The sequence below is a fragment of the Stenotrophomonas maltophilia genome, from assembly GCF_013464485.1.
GTDB lineage: Bacteria > Pseudomonadota > Gammaproteobacteria > Xanthomonadales > Xanthomonadaceae > Stenotrophomonas > Stenotrophomonas maltophilia_AW.
Genome location: NZ_RAUX01000055.1, coordinates 15,387 through 33,546, shown reverse-complemented (window position 1 = coordinate 33,546; position 18,160 = coordinate 15,387). Strand labels below are relative to the sequence as shown.

Here is an 18,160-nt window from a genome sequence, read left to right as displayed (position 1 = left end):
CGGAAGTGAAACGCAGCTGCGCCGATGGTAGTGTGGCTCAAGCCATGCGAGAGTAGGTCATCGCCAGGGTTTACACCCAAAACCCCGCTGCTCACGCAGCGGGGTTTTTCTTTGTGCGCAGGAAATACCGGGTAGTGCCGGCCGCKGGCCGGCACTACCAGGCAATGCAGAACGGCCCCGCTTTCGCGGGGCCGTTCCGGTTCACGCATGCCAGGCGTGGCCTGGCACTACTTCAGTTACGCGCCGTGGGCAGCGAGCTGACCCAGGCGCTGCACCGCGACCGAGACGGTCGGGTAGTCCAGGGTCTTCTGCTCGGCCAGTTCGGCCAGCATCGCCAGGGTGAAGCGCAGGCTGTTGTCATCGCGGCCCATCCATGCGGCAACCTTGGCTTCGGCACTACCACCCTTGGTGCCCAGCACCTGGCCCGCCAGGTTGCGGTGGTTGGCGGCCAGCTCGTCGCGCAGCACGCCACGTGCCACGGCGTGCCAACGGCCGTTGACCTCCAGCGCATCGACCTGCTCGAACAGCCACGGCAGCTGCAGGGCATCGCCCAGGCGGAAGTGGACCTTGGACACGTCCACCGGCTTCAGCTTGCGGGTACGAGCCAGTTCGATGATGTCGAACGCCGGCTCCAGGAAGTGCAGTTCGGCCAGCTGCTGCGCCAACGCGGACGGCAGGCCCTTTTCCTTCCACTCGGCCACCAGGGCTTCATAGGTCGGACGCTGCGAATCCGGCAGCACACCCGAGGCAACGCGGATGTCGTTGAACGGACCCTGGTAGCGGTTGACCGCTTCGGTGATGCCCGGCATCGCGCCCGGGCGCGACAGCAGCCAGCGCACGAACGAGCGCTGCAGCTTCCAGATCACTTCCAGTGCGTCGATCTGCACCGACTCCGGCACCTTGCCGTCGAGGGCATCGATCTGCGCCCACAGCGCGCGTGCATCCAGCGTTTCACGGCTGATGGTGTAGGCCTTGGCGACCTCGGCGATGGAACGGCCGGTATCTTCCTGCATGCGCATCAGGAAGGTGGCGCCCATGCGGTTGATGGTCTGGTTGGTCACGGCCGTGGCGATGATTTCGCGCTTCAGGCGGTGACGCTCCATTGCGTCGGCGTACTTCTTCTGCAGCGGGGTCGGGAAGTAGCGCTGCAGCTCCTTGGACAGGTACGGATCTTCCGGAATGTCCGAATCCAGCAGCTGGGCGAACGCCACCAGCTTGGAGTAGGACAGCAGCACCGACAGCTCCGGACGGGTCAGGCCCTGGCCGCGTGCCTTGCGCTGCGACAGCTCGGCATCGGACGGCAGGAACTCGATCTGGCGATCAAGCAGGCCCTGCTGCTCCAGGGTACGGATGAAGTGCTGCTTGGAACCCAGGCGCTTGACCGCCATCCGCTCCATCAGGCTCAGCGCCTGGTTCTGGCGGTAGTTGTCGTTGAGCACCAGCTCGGCGACTTCGTCGGTCATCGAGGCCAGCAGCTTGTTGCGCTGCTCGACGGTCAGCTTCTTGGCCCGCACCACATCGTTGAGCAGGATCTTGATGTTGACTTCGTGGTCGGAGGTGTCGACACCGGCCGAGTTGTCGATGAAGTCGGTGTTGAGCAGCACGCCGGCCTGGGCGGCTTCGATGCGGCCCAGCTGGGTCATGCCCAGGTTGCCGCCCTCGCCCACCACCTTGCAGCGCAGCTCGCCACCGTTCACGCGCAGCGCGTTGTTGGCGCGGTCGCCGACATCGCTGTGCTGCTCGCTGGCGGCCTTGACGTAGGTACCGATGCCGCCGTTCCACAGCAGGTCGACCGGTGCCTTCAGGATCGCGCTCATCAGGTCGTTCGGCGACAGCGCCTTGACGTTGTCGTCCAGGCCCAGCGCTTCACGCACCTGCGGAGTGATCTCGATCGACTTCAGGCTGCGCGGATAGATGCCGCCGCCCTTGCTGATCAGCTTGGCGTCGTAGTCCGCCCAGCTCGAACGCGGCACGGTGAACAGGCGCTCACGTTCGACGAACGTGGTGGCCGCATCCGGGTTCGGGTCCAGGAAGATGTGGCGGTGGTCGAAGGCAGCCACCAGGCGGATGTGGCGCGACAGCAGCATGCCGTTGCCGAACACGTCGCCGGACATGTCGCCAACGCCGACCGCAGTGAAGTCCTGGGTCTGGCTGTCACGGCCCAGCGCACGGAAGTGGCGCTTGACCGACTCCCACGCACCGCGTGCGGTGATGCCCATGCCCTTGTGGTCGTAACCGACCGAACCACCGGAGGCGAACGCATCGCCCATCCAGAAGCCGTGGGCGATGGCCAGGCCGTTGGCGATGTCACTGAAGGTCGCGGTGCCCTTGTCGGCCGCCACCACCAGGTACGGATCGTCCATGTCGTGGCGCACGACGTCCACCGGCGGCACGATCTTGTTGTTGACGATGTTGTCGGTGATGTCCAGCAGGCCCTGGATGAACAGCTTGTAGCAGGCCACGCCGTTGGCGAAGATCGCATCTCGGTCGCCGTTCACCGGCGGGGTCTTGGCGAAGAAGCCGCCCTTCGCGCCGACCGGCACGATGACGGTGTTCTTGACCATCTGCGCCTTGACCAGGCCCAGCACTTCGGTGCGGAAGTCTTCGCGACGATCCGACCAGCGCAGGCCGCCACGGGCCACGGCGCCGAAGCGCAGGTGGGTACCTTCCACGCGCGGGCCGTAGACGAAGATTTCGCGGTACGGACGCGGCTTCGGCAGGTCCGGCACCAGCGCCGAATCGAACTTGAAGCTGATGACATGGCCGTGCTGGCCGTTGGCATCGGTCTGGTAGTAGCTGGTGCGCAGGGTCGCGTCGATCACGCCCATGAACGAGCGCAGGATGCGGTCCTCGTCCAGGCTGGACACGCGGTCCATCAGCTTCAGCAGCGCATCGCGCGCGGCCTGCATCTGCGCGTCGCGGTCACCCTTGCGGGCGTCGACCACGGTCTTGAGCACCTTCAGGGTGGCCTCGTCGCCGGCAGCCAGCACATCGAGGTGGGCCTTCAGCTGGGCCTGGCCGGCCGCGATGTCTTCCTTGCTTTCATGGCCGGTGGCCGGATCGAAGCGCGCTTCGAACAGTTCCACCAGCAGGCGGGCCAGCAGCGGGTAGCGCGCGAAGGTGCCTTCCACATAAGCCTGCGAGAACGGCACGCCGGTCTGCAGCAGGTACTTGCAGTAGCCACGCAGCATGGCGACCTGGCGCCAGTGCAGGCCGGCGGCCAGCACCAGGCGGTTGAAGCCATCGTTCTCGGCATCGCCGTGCCAGACGCGGGCGAAGGTTTCGCCGAAGGCTTCATCGACGCTGGCGGCATCGATCGCACCGGCGGTCGATTCGACCTCGAAGTCCTGCACGTACACCGGGGCATTGTCGACCGACAGGCGGTACGGACGCTCGGCGATCACGCGCAGGCCCATGTTTTCCATCATCGGCAGCGCGTCCGACAGCGGAATGTCGTCCAGCTGGCGGTACAGCTTCAGGCGCAGGCCATCGCCGCTTTCGCGCGGCACGGCCTGCAGGCTCAGGCGCAGGTCGTCCGGGCCGGTCAGCGCGTCGAGCTGGCTGACATCGTTGGCGGCAACGGCGGTGCTGTTGTCTTCGATGTAGCCGGCCGGCAGCGCCTTGCCGATGCGGGCGGCGATGCGCAGGCCTTCGGTCTCGCCATGGCGGGACACCAGCGCTTCACGCAGGTCGTCCTGCCAGTTGCGCAGCACCTGGGCCAGCTTCTGCTCCAGTTCTGCGGTATCGACGTCAAGCATTTCACCCGGCTTCGGGCGCACGATCAGGTGCACCTGGGCCAGCGGCGATTCGCCCAGCACCACCGAGCTGTCCACGTACTCACCGTGCAGCGCGTCCTTCAGCATCGCTTCGATGCGCAGGCGCACGTCGGTGTTGAAGCGCTCGCGCGGCAGGTAGACCAGTGCGGAAATGAAACGGCTGTACTTGTCGCGGCGCAGGAACAGGCGGCTGCGCACGCGCTCCTGCAGGCCCAGCACGCCCATCGCGGTGCGGAACAGTTCGTCCTCGCTGGACTGGAACAGTTCTTCGCGCGGCAGGGTTTCCAGGATGTGGCGCAGAGCCTTGCCGCTGTGGCTGGCTGCAGCCAGGCCAGACTGCTTCATCACGTGCTCGTGGCGCTGGCGCACCAGCGGGATTTCCCACGGGCGACGGTTGTAGGCGCTGGAGGTGAACAGGCCGAGGAAGCGCTGCTCGCCGATGATCTTGCCCTTGGCGTCGAATTCCAGCACGCCGATGTAGTCCATGTAGCCGGCGCGGTGCACGCGCGAACGGGCATTGGTCTTGGTCAGGATCAGCGCATCCTTCAGACCCGACGTGGCATTCAGGCCCTGCGCGGCCAGGGTCTTGACCGGACGGGCGGCGGACTTGTCCTTGCCGCGCATCAGGCCCAGGCCGGTGTCGTTCAGCGGCGCCAGCACGTCTTCCTTGCCCTGCTTCTCGACGCGGTACTCGCGATAGCCGAAGAAGGTGAAGTGGTTGTCGGCGGCCCAGCGCAGGAATTCCTGCGCTTCCTTGCGCGAGGCATCGTCAACCGGCAGCTGGCGGCTGCCCAGATCGTCGGCCAGCGCCAGCGCCTTGTCCTTCATCGGCTGCCAGTCGCGCACGATCGCGCGCACTTCGTCCAGCGCCTTGTTGATGGCCTGTTCGATGGCGGCCATGGCTTCGGCCGGCTGGCGGTCGATCTCCAGCAGCATCACCGACTCGGCATCACCCTCGCCGACCTTGACCAGCTTGCCGGCCTTGTCGCGGGTGAAGCGCAGCACCGGGTGACCCAGCACGTGGACGCCCACGCCCTGTTCGGCCAACGACATGGTGACGGTATCAACCAGGAACGGCATGTCGTCGTTGACGATCTGCAGCACGGTGTGCGGCGATTCCCAACCGTTGGCCTTCGCGGTCGGATTGAACACGCGGACGTTGGCCTTGCCGGCCTTGCGGGCACGGGCGAATTCCAGCGTCTCAGCCGCGAGAGCGGCCCACTCTTCAGCGCTGTGGTGCGGGAACTCGTCCGACTCCATGCGCTTGTAGAAGTCAGTGGCGAATGCCACTGCTTCGGCCTGTGCGGCCGCGGGGTAGCGCTTGCGCAATGCCGTGTACACCGGCTCCAGGGAGAAACCAGCGGTCACTGCGACCTCCGACTCTGCTGGTTTGGTCTTGTTTTTCACGGTCTTGGCTGCGGTTTTTTGCGGTTTCATGGCAGAGCGATGCGCTTGCTCAGTTGGGAAAATGAAATTGTAGCCCTACCGCACGAAAAGGCCTTGCTGCAGGACGGAATAAGCAGATTCGGGTTTGCTGCGGTTTAGACGCCTATTCAGTTCGCACCGGTATGGTGCTGGCGTCGGTTTCAGCACTGCCGACAGGATCGGCAAAACGTGTTACCGGAAGACACACGCGGCAACGCCGATGCGATTCCACAATCCTGAACTGGACGGTATAGTCCACCGCGTGAACCCGGCCTACCTCCCCGTTGCCCTCGACGCGCGTGATGAGCGCGTGTTCGATGCCGTGCGCGAACTGCTGGCCCAGCAGGGCATGCAGATGAGCATGGACGCAGTGGCCCAGCAGGCCGGCTGCTCCAAGCAGACCCTGTACTCGCGCTATGGCAGCAAGCAGGAGCTGCTGCGCCGGGTGGTGCAGCGCCATGTCGGCCAAGCGACGGGGGCCATGGTACGTGCACTCCGCACTGACGACCTGCGTGCCAGCCTGCTCCAGTTCGCCACCGATTTCCTGGAGCACTTCAACCAACCGCACGTAGGACAGGCCTGCCGGCTGATCGCTGCCGACGCGGCCCAGTTTCCCGAAGAGGCGCGTACGCTGTACCGGCATGGGGCCGGCGCGCTGACGCTTCATCTTGCTGAATGGATTGAAACCGTTTGCAGGGACGATCGGCTCCGGCATGACGACCCGCACTTCATGGCCGAACTGCTGCTGAGCATGATCGCCGGTCAGGATTTCGACAAACAGCGCTTCCATACCCCCCATCGTGATGACGCGATCTTGCGTCGGCGCTGGGCAGAGTTCTCCGTCGACAGCTTCCTGCGCGCCTTCGCGCCTCAGCCGTCGCCGGCCCCGTCTACAAACCAACCCCGGAGTTCCTCCTGATGACCGCCCCACTCCGCACCCTTGCCTTGACGTGCGCCGTTGCTGTCGCGCTGGCTGCCTGCAAGAAGCCGGAACAGCAGACGCCCCCGCCGCCGGAGGTGGGCGTGATCGACGCCAAGCCGCAGACCCTGCCGCTGCAGCGCGAGCTGGTCGGCCGCCTGTCGCCGTTCCGCAGCGCCGACGTGCGCGCGCGCGTGCCGGGCGTGCTGCTCAAGCGCGTCTACCAGGAGGGCTCGCAGGTCAAGCAGGGCCAGACCCTGTTCCTGATCGACCCGGCCCCGCTGCGCGCCTCGCTCAACGCCTCCGAAGCACAGCTGGCCTCGGCCCGTGCCACCTATGCCAATGCCAAGGTGGCTGCTGATCGCGCCCGCTCCCTGGCGCCGCAGCAGTTCGTCTCCAAGTCCGACCTGGACAACGCTGAATCGGCCGAGCGCACCGCGCTGGCCGCGGTCAAGCAGGCCGAGGCGGCGGTGACCTCTTCACGCATCAGCCTGGGCTACACCGAAGTGACCGCACCGATCAGCGGCGTGGCCAACAAGCAGCAGGTCACCGAGGGCGCGCTGGTCGGCCAAGGCGACGTGACCCTGTTGACCACCGTCGACCAGCTCGATCCGCTGTACGTGAACTTCTCGCTGAGCGTGGACGAACTGAGCCAGCTGCGCGCCCAGCAGGCCAAGGGTGCGCTGGCACTGTCCGGTGACGGCAAGGCCACCGTCAGCGTCAAACTGGCCGATGGCAGCACCTACAGCGAGCCGGGCACACTGGACTTCTCTTCGACCACGGTCGACCCGGCCACCGGCGCGGTGTCGCTGCGTGCCCTGCTGCCCAACCCGCAGCAGATCCTGCTGCCGGGCGCCTTCGTCAGCTTCCAGGCCAACCTGGGCGAGCGCAACAACGCCTACCTGGTGCCGCAGCAGGCGCTGCTGCGTGACACCACCGGCGGCTACGTGATGGTGGTGGGCGCCGATGGCAAGGTCATCCGCAAGAACGTCAAGACCGACGGCGCGCAGAACGGCAACTGGCTGGTCAGCGACGGCCTGGCCGCCGGTGACAAGGTGATCGTGGCCGGCGTGCAGAAGGTCAAGGAAGGTGCACCGGCCGTGGCCAAGCCGTGGACGCCGGGACAGGACGCCAACGGCAAGCCTGCCGCGGGCGGCGCCGCTCCGACGGGCGCCGCACCGGCCGCAGGCAAGGCACCGGCCGACGCGGCCAAGCCCGAGCAGGCCGATGCGGCCAAGCCGGCCGCCACCGATTCGAACAAGCAGTAACGGGAACCTTCCGTCATGCCTAAATTTTTCATCGAACATCCAGTCTTCGCCTGGGTGGTTGCGATCCTGATCTCGCTCAGCGGCGTGATCGCGATCCTCAACCTGGGCGTGGAGTCCTATCCCAACATCGCCCCACCGCAGGTCACCGTGTCGGCCACCTACCCGGGCGCCAGTGCGGACACCACCGAGAAATCGGTCACCCAGGTGATCGAGCAGCAGCTGACCGGTATCGATCATCTGCTGTACTTCAGCTCCTCGTCCGCGTCCAATGGCCGTGCACAGATCACGCTGACCTTCGAGACCGGTACCGATCCGGACATCGCCCAGGTGCAGGTGCAGAACAAGGTCTCGCTGGCCACGCCACGACTGCCTTCGGAAGTAACCCAGCAGGGCGTGGTGGTGGCCAAGGCCAACGCCGGCTTCCTGATGGTGATCGCGCTGCAGTCCGATACGCCGGCCATCAACCGTGACGCTCTGAACGACATCGTCGGTTCGCGCGTGCTCGACCAGGTCTCGCGTATCCCCGGCGTCGGCAGCACCCAGCAGTTCGGTTCCGAGTACGCCATGAACATCTGGCTGAACCCGGAAAAAATGCAGGGCTACGGCCTGTCGGCCAGCCAGGTGCTGGCCGCGGTGCGCGCGCAGAACGTGCAGTTCGCCGCCGGTGCGCTGGGTTCGGACCCGTCGCCGGAAGGCCAGCACTTCACTGCCACGGTCTCGGCTGAAGGCCGCTTCAGTTCGCCGCAGGAGTTCGAGAACATCATCCTGCGCGCGAATCCTGACGGCTCGCGGGTGCTGATGAAGGACATCGCCCGCGTTGCCTTCGGCGCCAACAACTACGGCTTCGACACCCAGTACAACGGCAAGCCGACCGGTGCCTTCGCCATCCAGCTGCTGCCGGGCGCCAACGCCCTGAACGTGGCCGATGCGGTGCGCGCCAAGATGGACGAGCTGCAGCCCAGCTTCCCGTCCGGGGTGACCTGGTTCTCGCCCTACGACAGCACCACCTTCGTCAAGATCTCGATCCAGGAAGTGGTCAAGACACTGTTCGAAGCCGTGTTCCTGGTGTTCCTGGTGATGCTGATCTTCCTGCAGAACTTCCGCGCCACCCTGATCCCGACCCTGGTCATCCCGGTGGCCCTGCTCGGTACCTTCCTGGGCATGTGGATGATCGGCTTCACGATCAACCAGCTGACCCTGTTCGCGATGGTGCTGGCGATCGGCATCGTGGTCGATGACGCGATCGTGGTGATCGAGAACGTCGAACGCATCATGACCGAGGAGGGCCTGGCGCCGAAGCCGGCCACGCAGAAGGCGATGACCCAGATCACCGGCGCGGTGGTGGCGATCACCGTCGTACTGGCTGCGGTGTTCATTCCGTCCGCCCTGCAGGGCGGCGCCGCTGGTGAGATCTACAAGCAGTTCGCGCTGACCATCGCCATCTCGATGGCGTTCTCGGCGTTCCTGGCCCTGGGCTTCACCCCGGCGCTGTGCGCGACTTTCCTCAAGCCGACGCACAACGACAACCCGAACATCGTCTACCGCACCTTCAACAAGTACTACGACAAGATCAGCCACACCTACGTGGGCCACATCACCTCGGCGGTGCGGCATGCGCCGCGCTGGATGATCCTGTTCGTGGTGCTGACCGCTCTGTGCGGTTTCCTGTTCACCCGCATGCCGGGCAGCTTCCTGCCGGAAGAAGACCAGGGCTATGCGCTGGCGATCGTGCAGCTGCCGCCGGGCTCGACCAAGGGCCAGACCAACGAAGTGTTCGCGCAGATGCGTGGCATCCTGGAAAAGCAGGATGGCTATGAAGGCATGCTGCAGGTGGCCGGTTTCAGCTTCGTCGGTTCCGGCGAGAACGTGGGCATGGGCTTCATCCGCCTGAAGCCGTGGGAGGAACGCAAGTTCACCGCGCCGGAGTTCATCCAGAACATGAACGGCGCGTTCTATGGCATCAAGGAAGCGCAGATCTTCGTGGTCAACCTGCCCACCGTGCAGGGCCTTGGCCAGTTCGGTGGCTTCGACATGTGGCTGCAGGACCGTAGCGGTGCCGGTTACGAGCAGCTGACCCAGGCCCGCAACATCCTGCTCGGCCAGGCCGCGCAGAAACCGGACCACCTGGTCGGTGTGCGCCCGAACGGCCTGGAAAACGCGCCGCAGCTGCAGCTGCACGTGGATCGCGTGCAGGCGCAGTCGATGGGCATGTCGGTGTCGGACGTGTACAGCACCATCCAGCTGATGCTGGCCCCGGTGTACGTCAATGACTTCTTCTATGAAGGCCGCATCAAGCGCGTGACCATGCAGGCCGATGGCCCGTACCGCACCGGCCAGGAGTCGCTGAAGAGCTTCTACAGCCCGTCCAGCCTCACCACCAATGCCGACGGTACCAACGCGATGATCCCGCTCAACACGGTGGTCAAGTCCGAATGGGTGTCGGCACCGCCGTCGCTGAGCCGCTACAACGGCTACTCGGCGATCAACATCGTCGGTTCGCAGGCACCGGGCACCAGCTCGGGTGAAGCGATGCAGACCATGGAGGCGATCGTCAACGACGACCTGCCGGCCGGTTTCGGCTACGACTGGTCCGGCATGTCCTACCAGGAAATCCTGGCCGGCAACGCGGCGACGCTGCTGCTGGTGCTGTCGATCGTAGTGGTGTTCCTGTGCCTGGCCGCGTTGTATGAAAGCTGGTCGATCCCGGTGGCGGTGCTGCTGGTAGTGCCGCTGGGCGTGCTCGGCGCCCTCGGCCTGTCCATGCTGCGTGGCCTGCCGAACGACCTGTTCTTCAAGATCGGCCTGATCACCGTGATCGGCCTGGCGGCGAAGAACGCGATCCTGATCGTCGAGTTCGCGGTGGAGCAGCGCGCAGCTGGCAAGACCCTGCGTGATGCCACCATCGAGGCGGCACGCCTGCGTTTCCGACCGATCCTGATGACCTCGTTCGCGTTCATCATGGGCGTGATCCCGATGGCGATCTCCACCGGCGCCGGCGCCAACTCCCGCCACGCCATCGGTACCGGCGTGATCGGCGGCATGCTGTTCGCCACCCTGCTCGGCCTGTTGATGATCCCGGTGTTCTTCGTGGTCGTGCGCCGCATGCTGGGCGACAAGCTGGATCAACCGTCCAAGGAGTTCATGGAACGCCAGCGTGATGCGGATGCTGCACACCGCCCGGATCGTTGATCCGGTGGTGAGCTGAAACGAGAAAGGCCCCGGAGCGATCCGGGGCCTTTTTTTGCCGCTTCTGAATCCATGCCAACCAAGGTTGGCATCCACCCAAGCAACGACAGGTCCGATGGCGCTACGCGGGTTGCCGCCCTGTAGAGCCGAGCCCATGCTCGGCTGCTTGTACCGGAGCCGAGCATGGGCTCGGCTCTACAGATGGCCAGAGAACAGCACATCCACGCATGGCGTGGATCTACCGGCCGCGCCGCCGTTGCAGCGGCGCGGCCCTTGCCACTCAGCGCAGTCCGGTCTCGTTGCGGGCGATCACCAAGCGCTGGATTTCCGAGGTGCCTTCGTAGATCTCGGTGATCTTGGCATCACGGAAGTAGCGCTCCAGCGGCATTTCCTTCGAATAACCCATGCCGCCATGGATCTGCACCGCCTGGTGGGTGATCCACATCGCGGCTTCCGAAGCGGTCAGCTTGGCCACCGCGGCTTCGGTGCTGAAACGCTTGCCCTGGCCCTTCACCCATGCGGCGCGCAGGGTCAGCAGCAGCGCTGCGTCCAGCTTGCACTTCATGTCGGCGATCTTGGCCTGGGTCATCTGGAAGGTACCGATGGCCGCGCCGAACGCCTTGCGCTCCTTCACGTATTCCAGGGTCGCTTCATAGGCGGCACGCGCGATGCCGATGGCCTGCGAGGCGATGCCGATGCGGCCAGCATCAAGCACGCTCATGGCGATCTTGAAGCCCTCGCCTTCCTGGCCCAGCACGTCTTCGGCCTGCGCCACGTAATCGTTGAACTCGATCTCGCAGGTGGCCGAAGCACGGATGCCCAGCTTCGGCTCGGTCTTGCCGCGGCCGAAACCCGCCTTGTCGGTATCGATGATGAAGGCGGTGATACCACGCGCGCCCTTGTCCGGCTCGCTCATCGCGAACAGCACGATGTACTTGGCCACTGGGCCGGAGGTGATCCAGCTCTTCTTGCCGTTGATCACGAAGGTGCCGTCGGCCTGCTTCACCGCGCGGCAGCGCATGGCGGTCGCGTCCGAACCCGACTGCGGCTCGGTCAGCGCGAATGCACCGATGGCCTCGCCTTCGGCGATCGCACGCACGTAGGTCTGCTTCTGCGCTTCGGTACCGTGAGTGAGGATGCCGTTGCAGAACAGCGAGTTGTTCACCGACATGATGGTCGAATGGGCTGCGTCGGCGGCGGCGACCTCCACCATCGCCAGCACGTACGCGATCGGGTCCATGCCCGCGCCGCCGTATTCGGTCGGCACTTCGATGCCCATCAGGCCGTTCTCGCCGAGCAGGCGGATGTTGTCCAGCGGGAACTCGCCGGTACGGTCATGGTGCTCCGCGCTCGGAGCGATCTTCTCCTGCGCGATCCGCCGCGCCACGTCCTGCAACATCAACTGCTCTTCAGTAAAGCTGAAATCCACAACACCCTCCCGGGTACATGATGTTATGGGCCGCGCACGGCGTGCCCAGGTGCCTCGATTGTACCGGGGCCCGGCGGCTTCCGTACGCCAGCGACTTGACCGCGGCAGGCCTTCTCAGCGAATATATCTCTATATCGCGATAGGTAGATATTTATGGATCTTGAAGACTGGTCGACCCGCCTGAAGGTGTTCGCCGATGCGACCCGCGTGCGCCTGCTGGCGCTGCTGGAGCAGGAGGAACTGACCGTGGCCGAACTGTCGGCGATCACCCGGCTGGCACAGCCGCGGGTGTCCACCCATCTGGCGCGCCTGAAGGAAGCCGGCCTGGTTCGCGACCGCCGTGCCGGCGTGTCGGCCTATTACCGCTTCGACGAGGCCCAGCTGGACCCGGCGCAGCGTGCATTGTGGCATGCCTTGAGCAATGGAAGCGACGACCCGCTGCTTCGCCAGGACGCCGAACGCGTCGCCGCCGTGCTGGCCCACCGCGCCTCCGACCAGAACTGGGCCGACAGCGTGGCCGGCGACATGGAGCGCCACTATTCTCCAGGCCGGACCTGGGAGGCCCTTGCGCGCACCGCGCTGCCACTGCTGGAAACCGGCGACGTGCTGGACATCGCCTCCGGTGATGGCGTGCTGGCCGAACTCGTCGCCCCGCATGCCAAGCGCTACATCTGTATCGACACCAGCGCACGCGTGGTCGCCGCCGCCAGCGAGCGCCTGCGCCGCCTGCCCAATGTGGAAGTGCGCGAGGGCGACATGCATGCCCTGCCGTTCAAGGACGGCAGCTTCGACCTGGTGGTGCTGATGCATGCGCTGACCTACGCCAGCAAACCGGCGCAGGCGGTGACCGAAGCCGCACGCGTGCTGCGCCCCGGTGGCCGTCTGCTGCTGTGCAGCCTCGCCCGCCACGAGCACAAGGCAGCAGTGGAGGCTTACGGCCACGTCAACCTCGGTTTCAGTGACAAGGAACTGCGCAGGTTCGTCGACAAGGCCGGCCTGCAGGTGTCCAGCCTGGAGACGGTCACCCGCGAAAAGCGTCCGCCGCACTTCGAAGTGATTTCACTGATCGCCAACAAGCCCTGAGCCGAGACCGCCATGCCTGCCCTGCCCTGGTTGCATCCTGATCGTGCCAACGCCCTGCTCGACGCCCTGCGCGAGCGGATCCTGATCATCGACGGCGCGATGGGTACGATGATCCAGCGCCATGGCCTGCAGGAAGACGATTACCGTGGCGAGCGCTTCGCCGATGGCTACGACCACGCGCACGGCCCGGGATGTGACCACGCGGCGCCGGAAGGCCATGACCTGAAGGGCAACAACGACCTGCTGCTGCTGACCCGGCCGCAGATCATTGCCGACATCCACACTGCCTACCTGGATGCCGGTGCGGACCTGGTCGAAACCAACACCTTCAACGCCACCTCGGTCAGCCAAGCCGACTATCACCTCGAACACCTGGTATACGAGTTGAACAAGGCCGGTGCTGCGGTTGCACGGACCTGCTGCGATGCGGTGGAGGCGACCACGCCGGGCAAGCCGCGCTTCGTGATCGGGGTGATCGGCCCGACCAGCCGCACCGCCTCGATCAGCCCCGATGTCAACGACCCAGGCTTCCGTAACACCAGCTTCGATGAATTGCGCGACACCTACCGCGAAGCCATCGACGGCCTGATTGACGGCGGTGCCGACACGATCATGGTCGAGACCATCTTCGACACGCTCAATGCCAAAGCCGCACTGTATGCGCTGGAGGAGGCTTTCGATGCACGTGGCGCGCGGTTGCCGGTGATGATCTCCGGCACCATCACCGACGCGTCGGGACGCACGTTGTCGGGGCAGACGGCAGAAGCGTTCCATGCATCACTGGCACATGCGCGCCCGTTGTCGATCGGCTTGAACTGCGCGTTGGGCGCCGATGCCATGCGCCCGCACGTTGAAACCCTGTCGCAGGTGGCCGGCTGCTACGTCAGCGCGCACCCCAACGCGGGCCTGCCCAATGCCTTCGGCGAGTACGACGAAACCCCCGAGGACATGGCCACCACCCTGCGGGGGTTCGCCGAGGACGGCCTGCTGAACCTGGTCGGTGGCTGCTGCGGCTCCACCCCCGACCATATCCGCGCGATCGCCCAGGCCGTCGCAGGGCTTGCACCGCGCGCCCTGCCAGGCGCACAGGAGCAGCACGCCGCATGAGCAGCACGCCCTTCACCCGGCTGTCCGGCCTGGAACCGCTGGTCATCACCCCGGACCTGCTGTTCATCAATGTCGGCGAACGCACCAACGTCACCGGCAGCGCGCAGTTCCGCAAGCTGATCAAGGAAGGCCGCTACGAGGAAGCCGTGGACGTGGCCCGCCAGCAGGTGGCCAGCGGTGCGCAGATCCTCGACGTCAACATGGACGAGGGCCTGATCGATTCGGAAGCGGCGATGACCCGCTACCTCAACCTGATCATGTCCGAGCCGGACATCGCGCGCATCCCGGTGATGGTCGACTCCTCCAAGTGGAGCGTGATCGAGGCCGGCCTGAAATGCCTGCAGGGCAAGAGCGTGGTCAACTCGATCTCGCTGAAGGAAGGCGAGGCACTGTTCCGCGAACACGCACGCAAGGTCCTGCGCTATGGCGCCGCCGCGGTGGTCATGGCTTTCGATGAAAGCGGGCAGGCCGATACCTGCGCGCGCAAGGTCGAGATCTGCACCCGCGCCTACCGCATCCTCGTCGATGAGATCGGTTTCCCGCCGCAGGACATCATCTTCGACCCGAACATCTTCGCCGTCGCTACCGGTATCGAAGAGCACGACAACTATGCAGTGGACTTCATCGAAGCCACCCGCATCATCAAGCAGACGCTGCCGCACTGCCATGTGTCCGGCGGCGTCTCCAATGTGTCGTTCTCGTTCCGTGGCAATGAAACGGTACGCCAGGCCATCCACTCGGTGTTCCTGTACCACGCCATTGCAGCGGGCATGGACATGGGCATCGTCAACGCCGGCGCCATGCCGATCTACGACGAGCTGGAGCCGGAACTGCGCGAGCGCGTGGAGGATGTGATCCTCAACCGCCGCAGCGACGCCACTGAGCGCCTGCTGGAAATCGCCGAGCGCTACAAGGGCAAGAAGGGCGCGGCAAAGACCGAGGACCTGGCCTGGCGCGAGAAGCCAGTGGCGCAGCGCCTGGCGCACGCGCTGGTGCATGGCCTGGACGCCTATGTGGAAGAGGACACCGAACTGGCCCGGCAGGCCTCCAGCCGCCCGCTGGATGTGATCGAAGGCCCGCTGATGGACGGCATGAACGTGGTCGGCGATCTGTTCGGTGCCGGCAAGATGTTCCTGCCGCAGGTGGTGAAGTCCGCGCGCGTGATGAAGAAAGCAGTGGCCTACCTGCTGCCGTACATCGAAGCGGAAAAGGCGCGCAGCGGCGACACCGCCAAGAGCAACGGCAAGATCATCATGGCCACGGTGAAGGGCGATGTGCATGACATCGGCAAGAACATCGTCGGCGTGGTCCTGGCCTGCAACAACTTTGAAGTAGTCGACCTTGGCGTGATGGTGCCGGCACAGAAGATCCTCGATGCCGCCCGTGAACACAACGCCGACCTGATCGGTCTGTCCGGGCTGATCACTCCGTCGCTGGAGGAGATGAGCCACGTCGCCCGCGAGATGCAGCGCCAGGGCTTCGAGCTGCCGCTGCTGATCGGTGGCGCCACTACCTCGCGTGCGCATACCGCGCTGAAGATCGACCCGCATTACAAGGCCCCCACGGTGTGGGTGAAAGATGCCTCGCGCGCGGTCGGCGTGGCCCAGTCGCTGATCTCGCGTGACCTGCGTGAAGCCTTCGTTGCCGCCAACGAGGCCGACTATGCCGAGATCCGCGCGCGCCACCGCAATCGCGGCGATGCCAAGCGCCTGGTCACGCTGGAACATGCACGCGGGCAGAAATTCCAGGGAGGATGGGACAGCTACACGCCGCCGGCACCGAACCAGCCCGGCCTGCACGTATTCGACGACTACCCGCTGGCCGAACTGGTCGACTACATCGACTGGACGCCGTTCTTCCAGGCCTGGGAGCTGGCCGGCAAGTTCCCGGCCATCCTCACCGACGAGATCGTCGGCACTCAGGCCAGCGATCTGTACAAGGATGCCCGCGCGATGCTCGAGCGCATCGTCGGCGAAAAGTGGCTGACCGCCAAGGCCGTGTTCGGCCTGTGGCCGGCCAACAGCGTCGGCGACGACGTGCGCGTGCAGCACCCGCAGGGCGAGACCACGCTGCACTTCCTGCGCCAGCAGGTGGACAAGCCGGCCGAGCGCCCCGATTTCTGCCTGGCCGATTTCATCGCGCCGGCCGACAGTGGCCAGCAGGACTGGATCGGCGCCTTCGCGGTGACCGCCGGCATCGGCATCGACGCCCACGTGGCGCGCTTCGAGGCCGACCATGACGATTACAACGCGATCCTGCTCAAGGCCCTCGCCGACCGCTTCGCCGAAGCGTTGGCGGAGCGGCTGCACCAGCGCGTACGCACGGAATTCTGGGGCTACGACCACGCCGAGACGCTGGACAACGAGGCACTGATCGACGAGCAGTACTGCGGCATCCGCCCGGCGCCCGGCTACCCCGCCTGCCCTGAGCACAGCGAGAAGCGCCGCCTGTTCGACCTGCTGCAGGCCGAGGCCAACGCCGGCATGGAACTGACCGAGAGCTTCGCGATGCTGCCCACCGCCGCAGTGTCGGGTTACTACTTCAGTCATCCACAGAGCCAGTACTTCGTGGTCGGCCGCCTCAGCCGCGAACAGGTGAGCGACTACGCCCGTCGCAAGGGCGTGGACCGTGCCCAGGCCGAGCGCTGGCTGGCCTCCAACCTCGACTACGATCCCGAATGACACAAAAAGGGGACGGAGGGGATTAAGTCGTTTGTGGCACAAGCGACTTAATCCCCTCCGTCCCCTTTTTTTTGCTTCATCATGCCACGATGACCGTTCCTGTTGCCCGCCTTTCCAGCTTCTACCTGTTCTACTACGCGGCGCTCGGTGCGTTTACGCCCTACTGGAGCCTGTTCCTTACTGCACGCGGGATGAGCGTGACCGCCATCAGCGTGATGATGGGCCTGTGGTACGCCACTCGCGCGGTTGCACCCAGTGCCTGGACTTCGCTGGCGGCCACTTCACCGCGGCCGATCCGCCTGTTGCGCATCGGCTGCGTGCTGACCCTGATCAGCTTCGCCGCGTTCCTGCTTCCCCTGCCACAGCCTTGGATGTATCCGGCAATGGTGGTGTTCTGCTTCTTCTACAACGCGGTAATGCCGCAGTTCGAGTCGATCACCCTCACCCATCTTGGCAATGACAGCCATCGCTACGGGCTGATCCGGGTCTGGGGCTCGCTGGGCTTCATCGCCATCGTCACCCTGTTCGGCTGGTTGATCGAAGGCGACGGCACGCGCAGCCGCGCCGACCTGCTACCGTGGATGATGCTGCCACTGTTCGCTCTGCTGGTGGCTTCGGCCTTCAGCAACCACTACGCGCGCGACATCGGCATGACGGGCGGCGATGCCAGCGGTTTCTGGCAGATCGTGCGGCGCCCGCAGGTGCTGGCCTTCTTCCTGGCCGCGTTCATGGAACAGCTCTCGTTCGGTCCGTACTACACGTTCTTCTCGGTCTACATGGACCACCACGGCTACCGCACGTCCACGCTTGGCCTGCTCTGGACCATCGGCGTGGTGTTCGAGGTTGGCGTGTTCTTCACCATCGGACGTTTCTTCCGCCGCTATGACGCCAGCTGGATGCTGCTGATCGCGTTGGTCAGTTCCTGCCTGCGCTGGGCAGTCACCGCGCTGTTCCCTGGATACCTGCCGGTGATGCTGGTGGCGCAGACCGCGCATGCGTTGGGATTCGCCGCCTTCTTCGCCGCAGCGATGCAGATGCTGGCGACCTACTTCCCGGGGCGTCTCAACGGCCATGGCCAGGGTCTGCTGTACGGCTTCTCGTCCGGTGTCGGCGGCGTGCTGGGCGCGCTCATCGCCGGTCAACTGTGGAAGATCGACGAGGGTCGCACGGCCTTTCTGGCCGGAAGCGGTTCCGCTCTGATCGGCGCGCTGCTGTGCTTCTTCGCGCTGAGCCTGCCGTTGATCCGCGCACGCCGGAACCGCGCGGAGGCCGGACTCCAGCGCTGA

At 65.3% G+C, this 18,160-nt stretch carries 9 protein-coding genes; 7 read left to right on the top strand and 2 right to left on the bottom strand.

Going from position 1 to position 18,160, the window contains the following annotated elements; all coding sequences use genetic code 11:
- Positions 1 to 236 precede the first annotated feature (236 nt).
- Positions 237 to 5,213, bottom strand: a complete 4,977-nt coding sequence (locus D7Y61_RS20570) for an NAD-glutamate dehydrogenase (protein ID WP_180868983.1) — start codon at positions 5,211 to 5,213, stop codon at positions 237 to 239.
- A 250-nt stretch (positions 5,214 to 5,463) separates the two neighbouring features.
- On the opposite strand from D7Y61_RS20570, the gene D7Y61_RS20565 reads away from it, so the two are divergent.
- The 3 genes from D7Y61_RS20565 to D7Y61_RS20555 are packed head-to-tail and all read left to right on the top strand — an operon-like array spanning position 5,464 to position 10,577.
- A complete protein-coding gene (locus tag D7Y61_RS20565; RefSeq protein ID WP_180868984.1) occupies positions 5,464 to 6,120 on the top strand; it encodes a TetR/AcrR family transcriptional regulator C-terminal domain-containing protein in 657 nt (218 codons plus the stop codon).
- Entirely contained in the window at positions 6,120 to 7,388 is a 1,269-nt protein-coding gene (locus D7Y61_RS20560) for an efflux RND transporter periplasmic adaptor subunit (protein ID WP_180868981.1), read from the top strand. Before D7Y61_RS20565 ends, D7Y61_RS20560 begins: the two co-directional genes overlap by 1 nt.
- Before the next feature lie 15 nt (positions 7,389 to 7,403).
- Complete coding sequence (locus D7Y61_RS20555; RefSeq protein WP_180868979.1) at positions 7,404 to 10,577, top strand: multidrug efflux RND transporter permease subunit; 3,174 nt, start codon at positions 7,404 to 7,406, stop codon at positions 10,575 to 10,577.
- Positions 10,578 to 10,854: 277 nt separating this feature from the next.
- Here D7Y61_RS20555 and D7Y61_RS20550 read toward each other — a convergent pair whose 3' ends face one another.
- Entirely contained in the window at positions 10,855 to 12,003 is a 1,149-nt protein-coding gene (locus D7Y61_RS20550) for an acyl-CoA dehydrogenase family protein (RefSeq protein WP_010480433.1), read from the bottom strand.
- A gap of 153 nt (positions 12,004 to 12,156) precedes the next feature.
- Here D7Y61_RS20550 and D7Y61_RS20545 point away from each other — a divergent pair, with 153 nt between their 5' ends.
- The 4 genes from D7Y61_RS20545 to D7Y61_RS20530 all read left to right on the top strand — a co-directional run bounded on the left by D7Y61_RS20545 (position 12,157) and on the right by D7Y61_RS20530 (position 18,160).
- Complete coding sequence (locus D7Y61_RS20545; protein ID WP_010480432.1) at positions 12,157 to 13,086, top strand: ArsR/SmtB family transcription factor; 930 nt, start codon at positions 12,157 to 12,159, stop codon at positions 13,084 to 13,086.
- Positions 13,087 to 13,098: 12 nt separating this feature from the next.
- On the top strand, positions 13,099 to 14,193 hold the full coding sequence (locus tag D7Y61_RS20540) for a homocysteine S-methyltransferase family protein (RefSeq protein WP_180868977.1): 1,095 nt from the start codon (positions 13,099 to 13,101) through the stop codon (positions 14,191 to 14,193).
- Positions 14,190 to 16,874: a methionine synthase gene (gene metH, locus D7Y61_RS20535; RefSeq protein ID WP_180868976.1), complete on the top strand. Its 2,685-nt coding sequence runs from the start codon at positions 14,190 to 14,192 to the stop codon at positions 16,872 to 16,874. The genes D7Y61_RS20540 and metH overlap by 4 nt, the downstream gene beginning before the upstream one ends.
- An 89-nt stretch (positions 16,875 to 16,963) precedes the next feature.
- A complete protein-coding gene (locus D7Y61_RS20530; protein ID WP_180868974.1) occupies positions 16,964 to 18,160 on the top strand; it encodes an MFS transporter in 1,197 nt (398 codons plus the stop codon).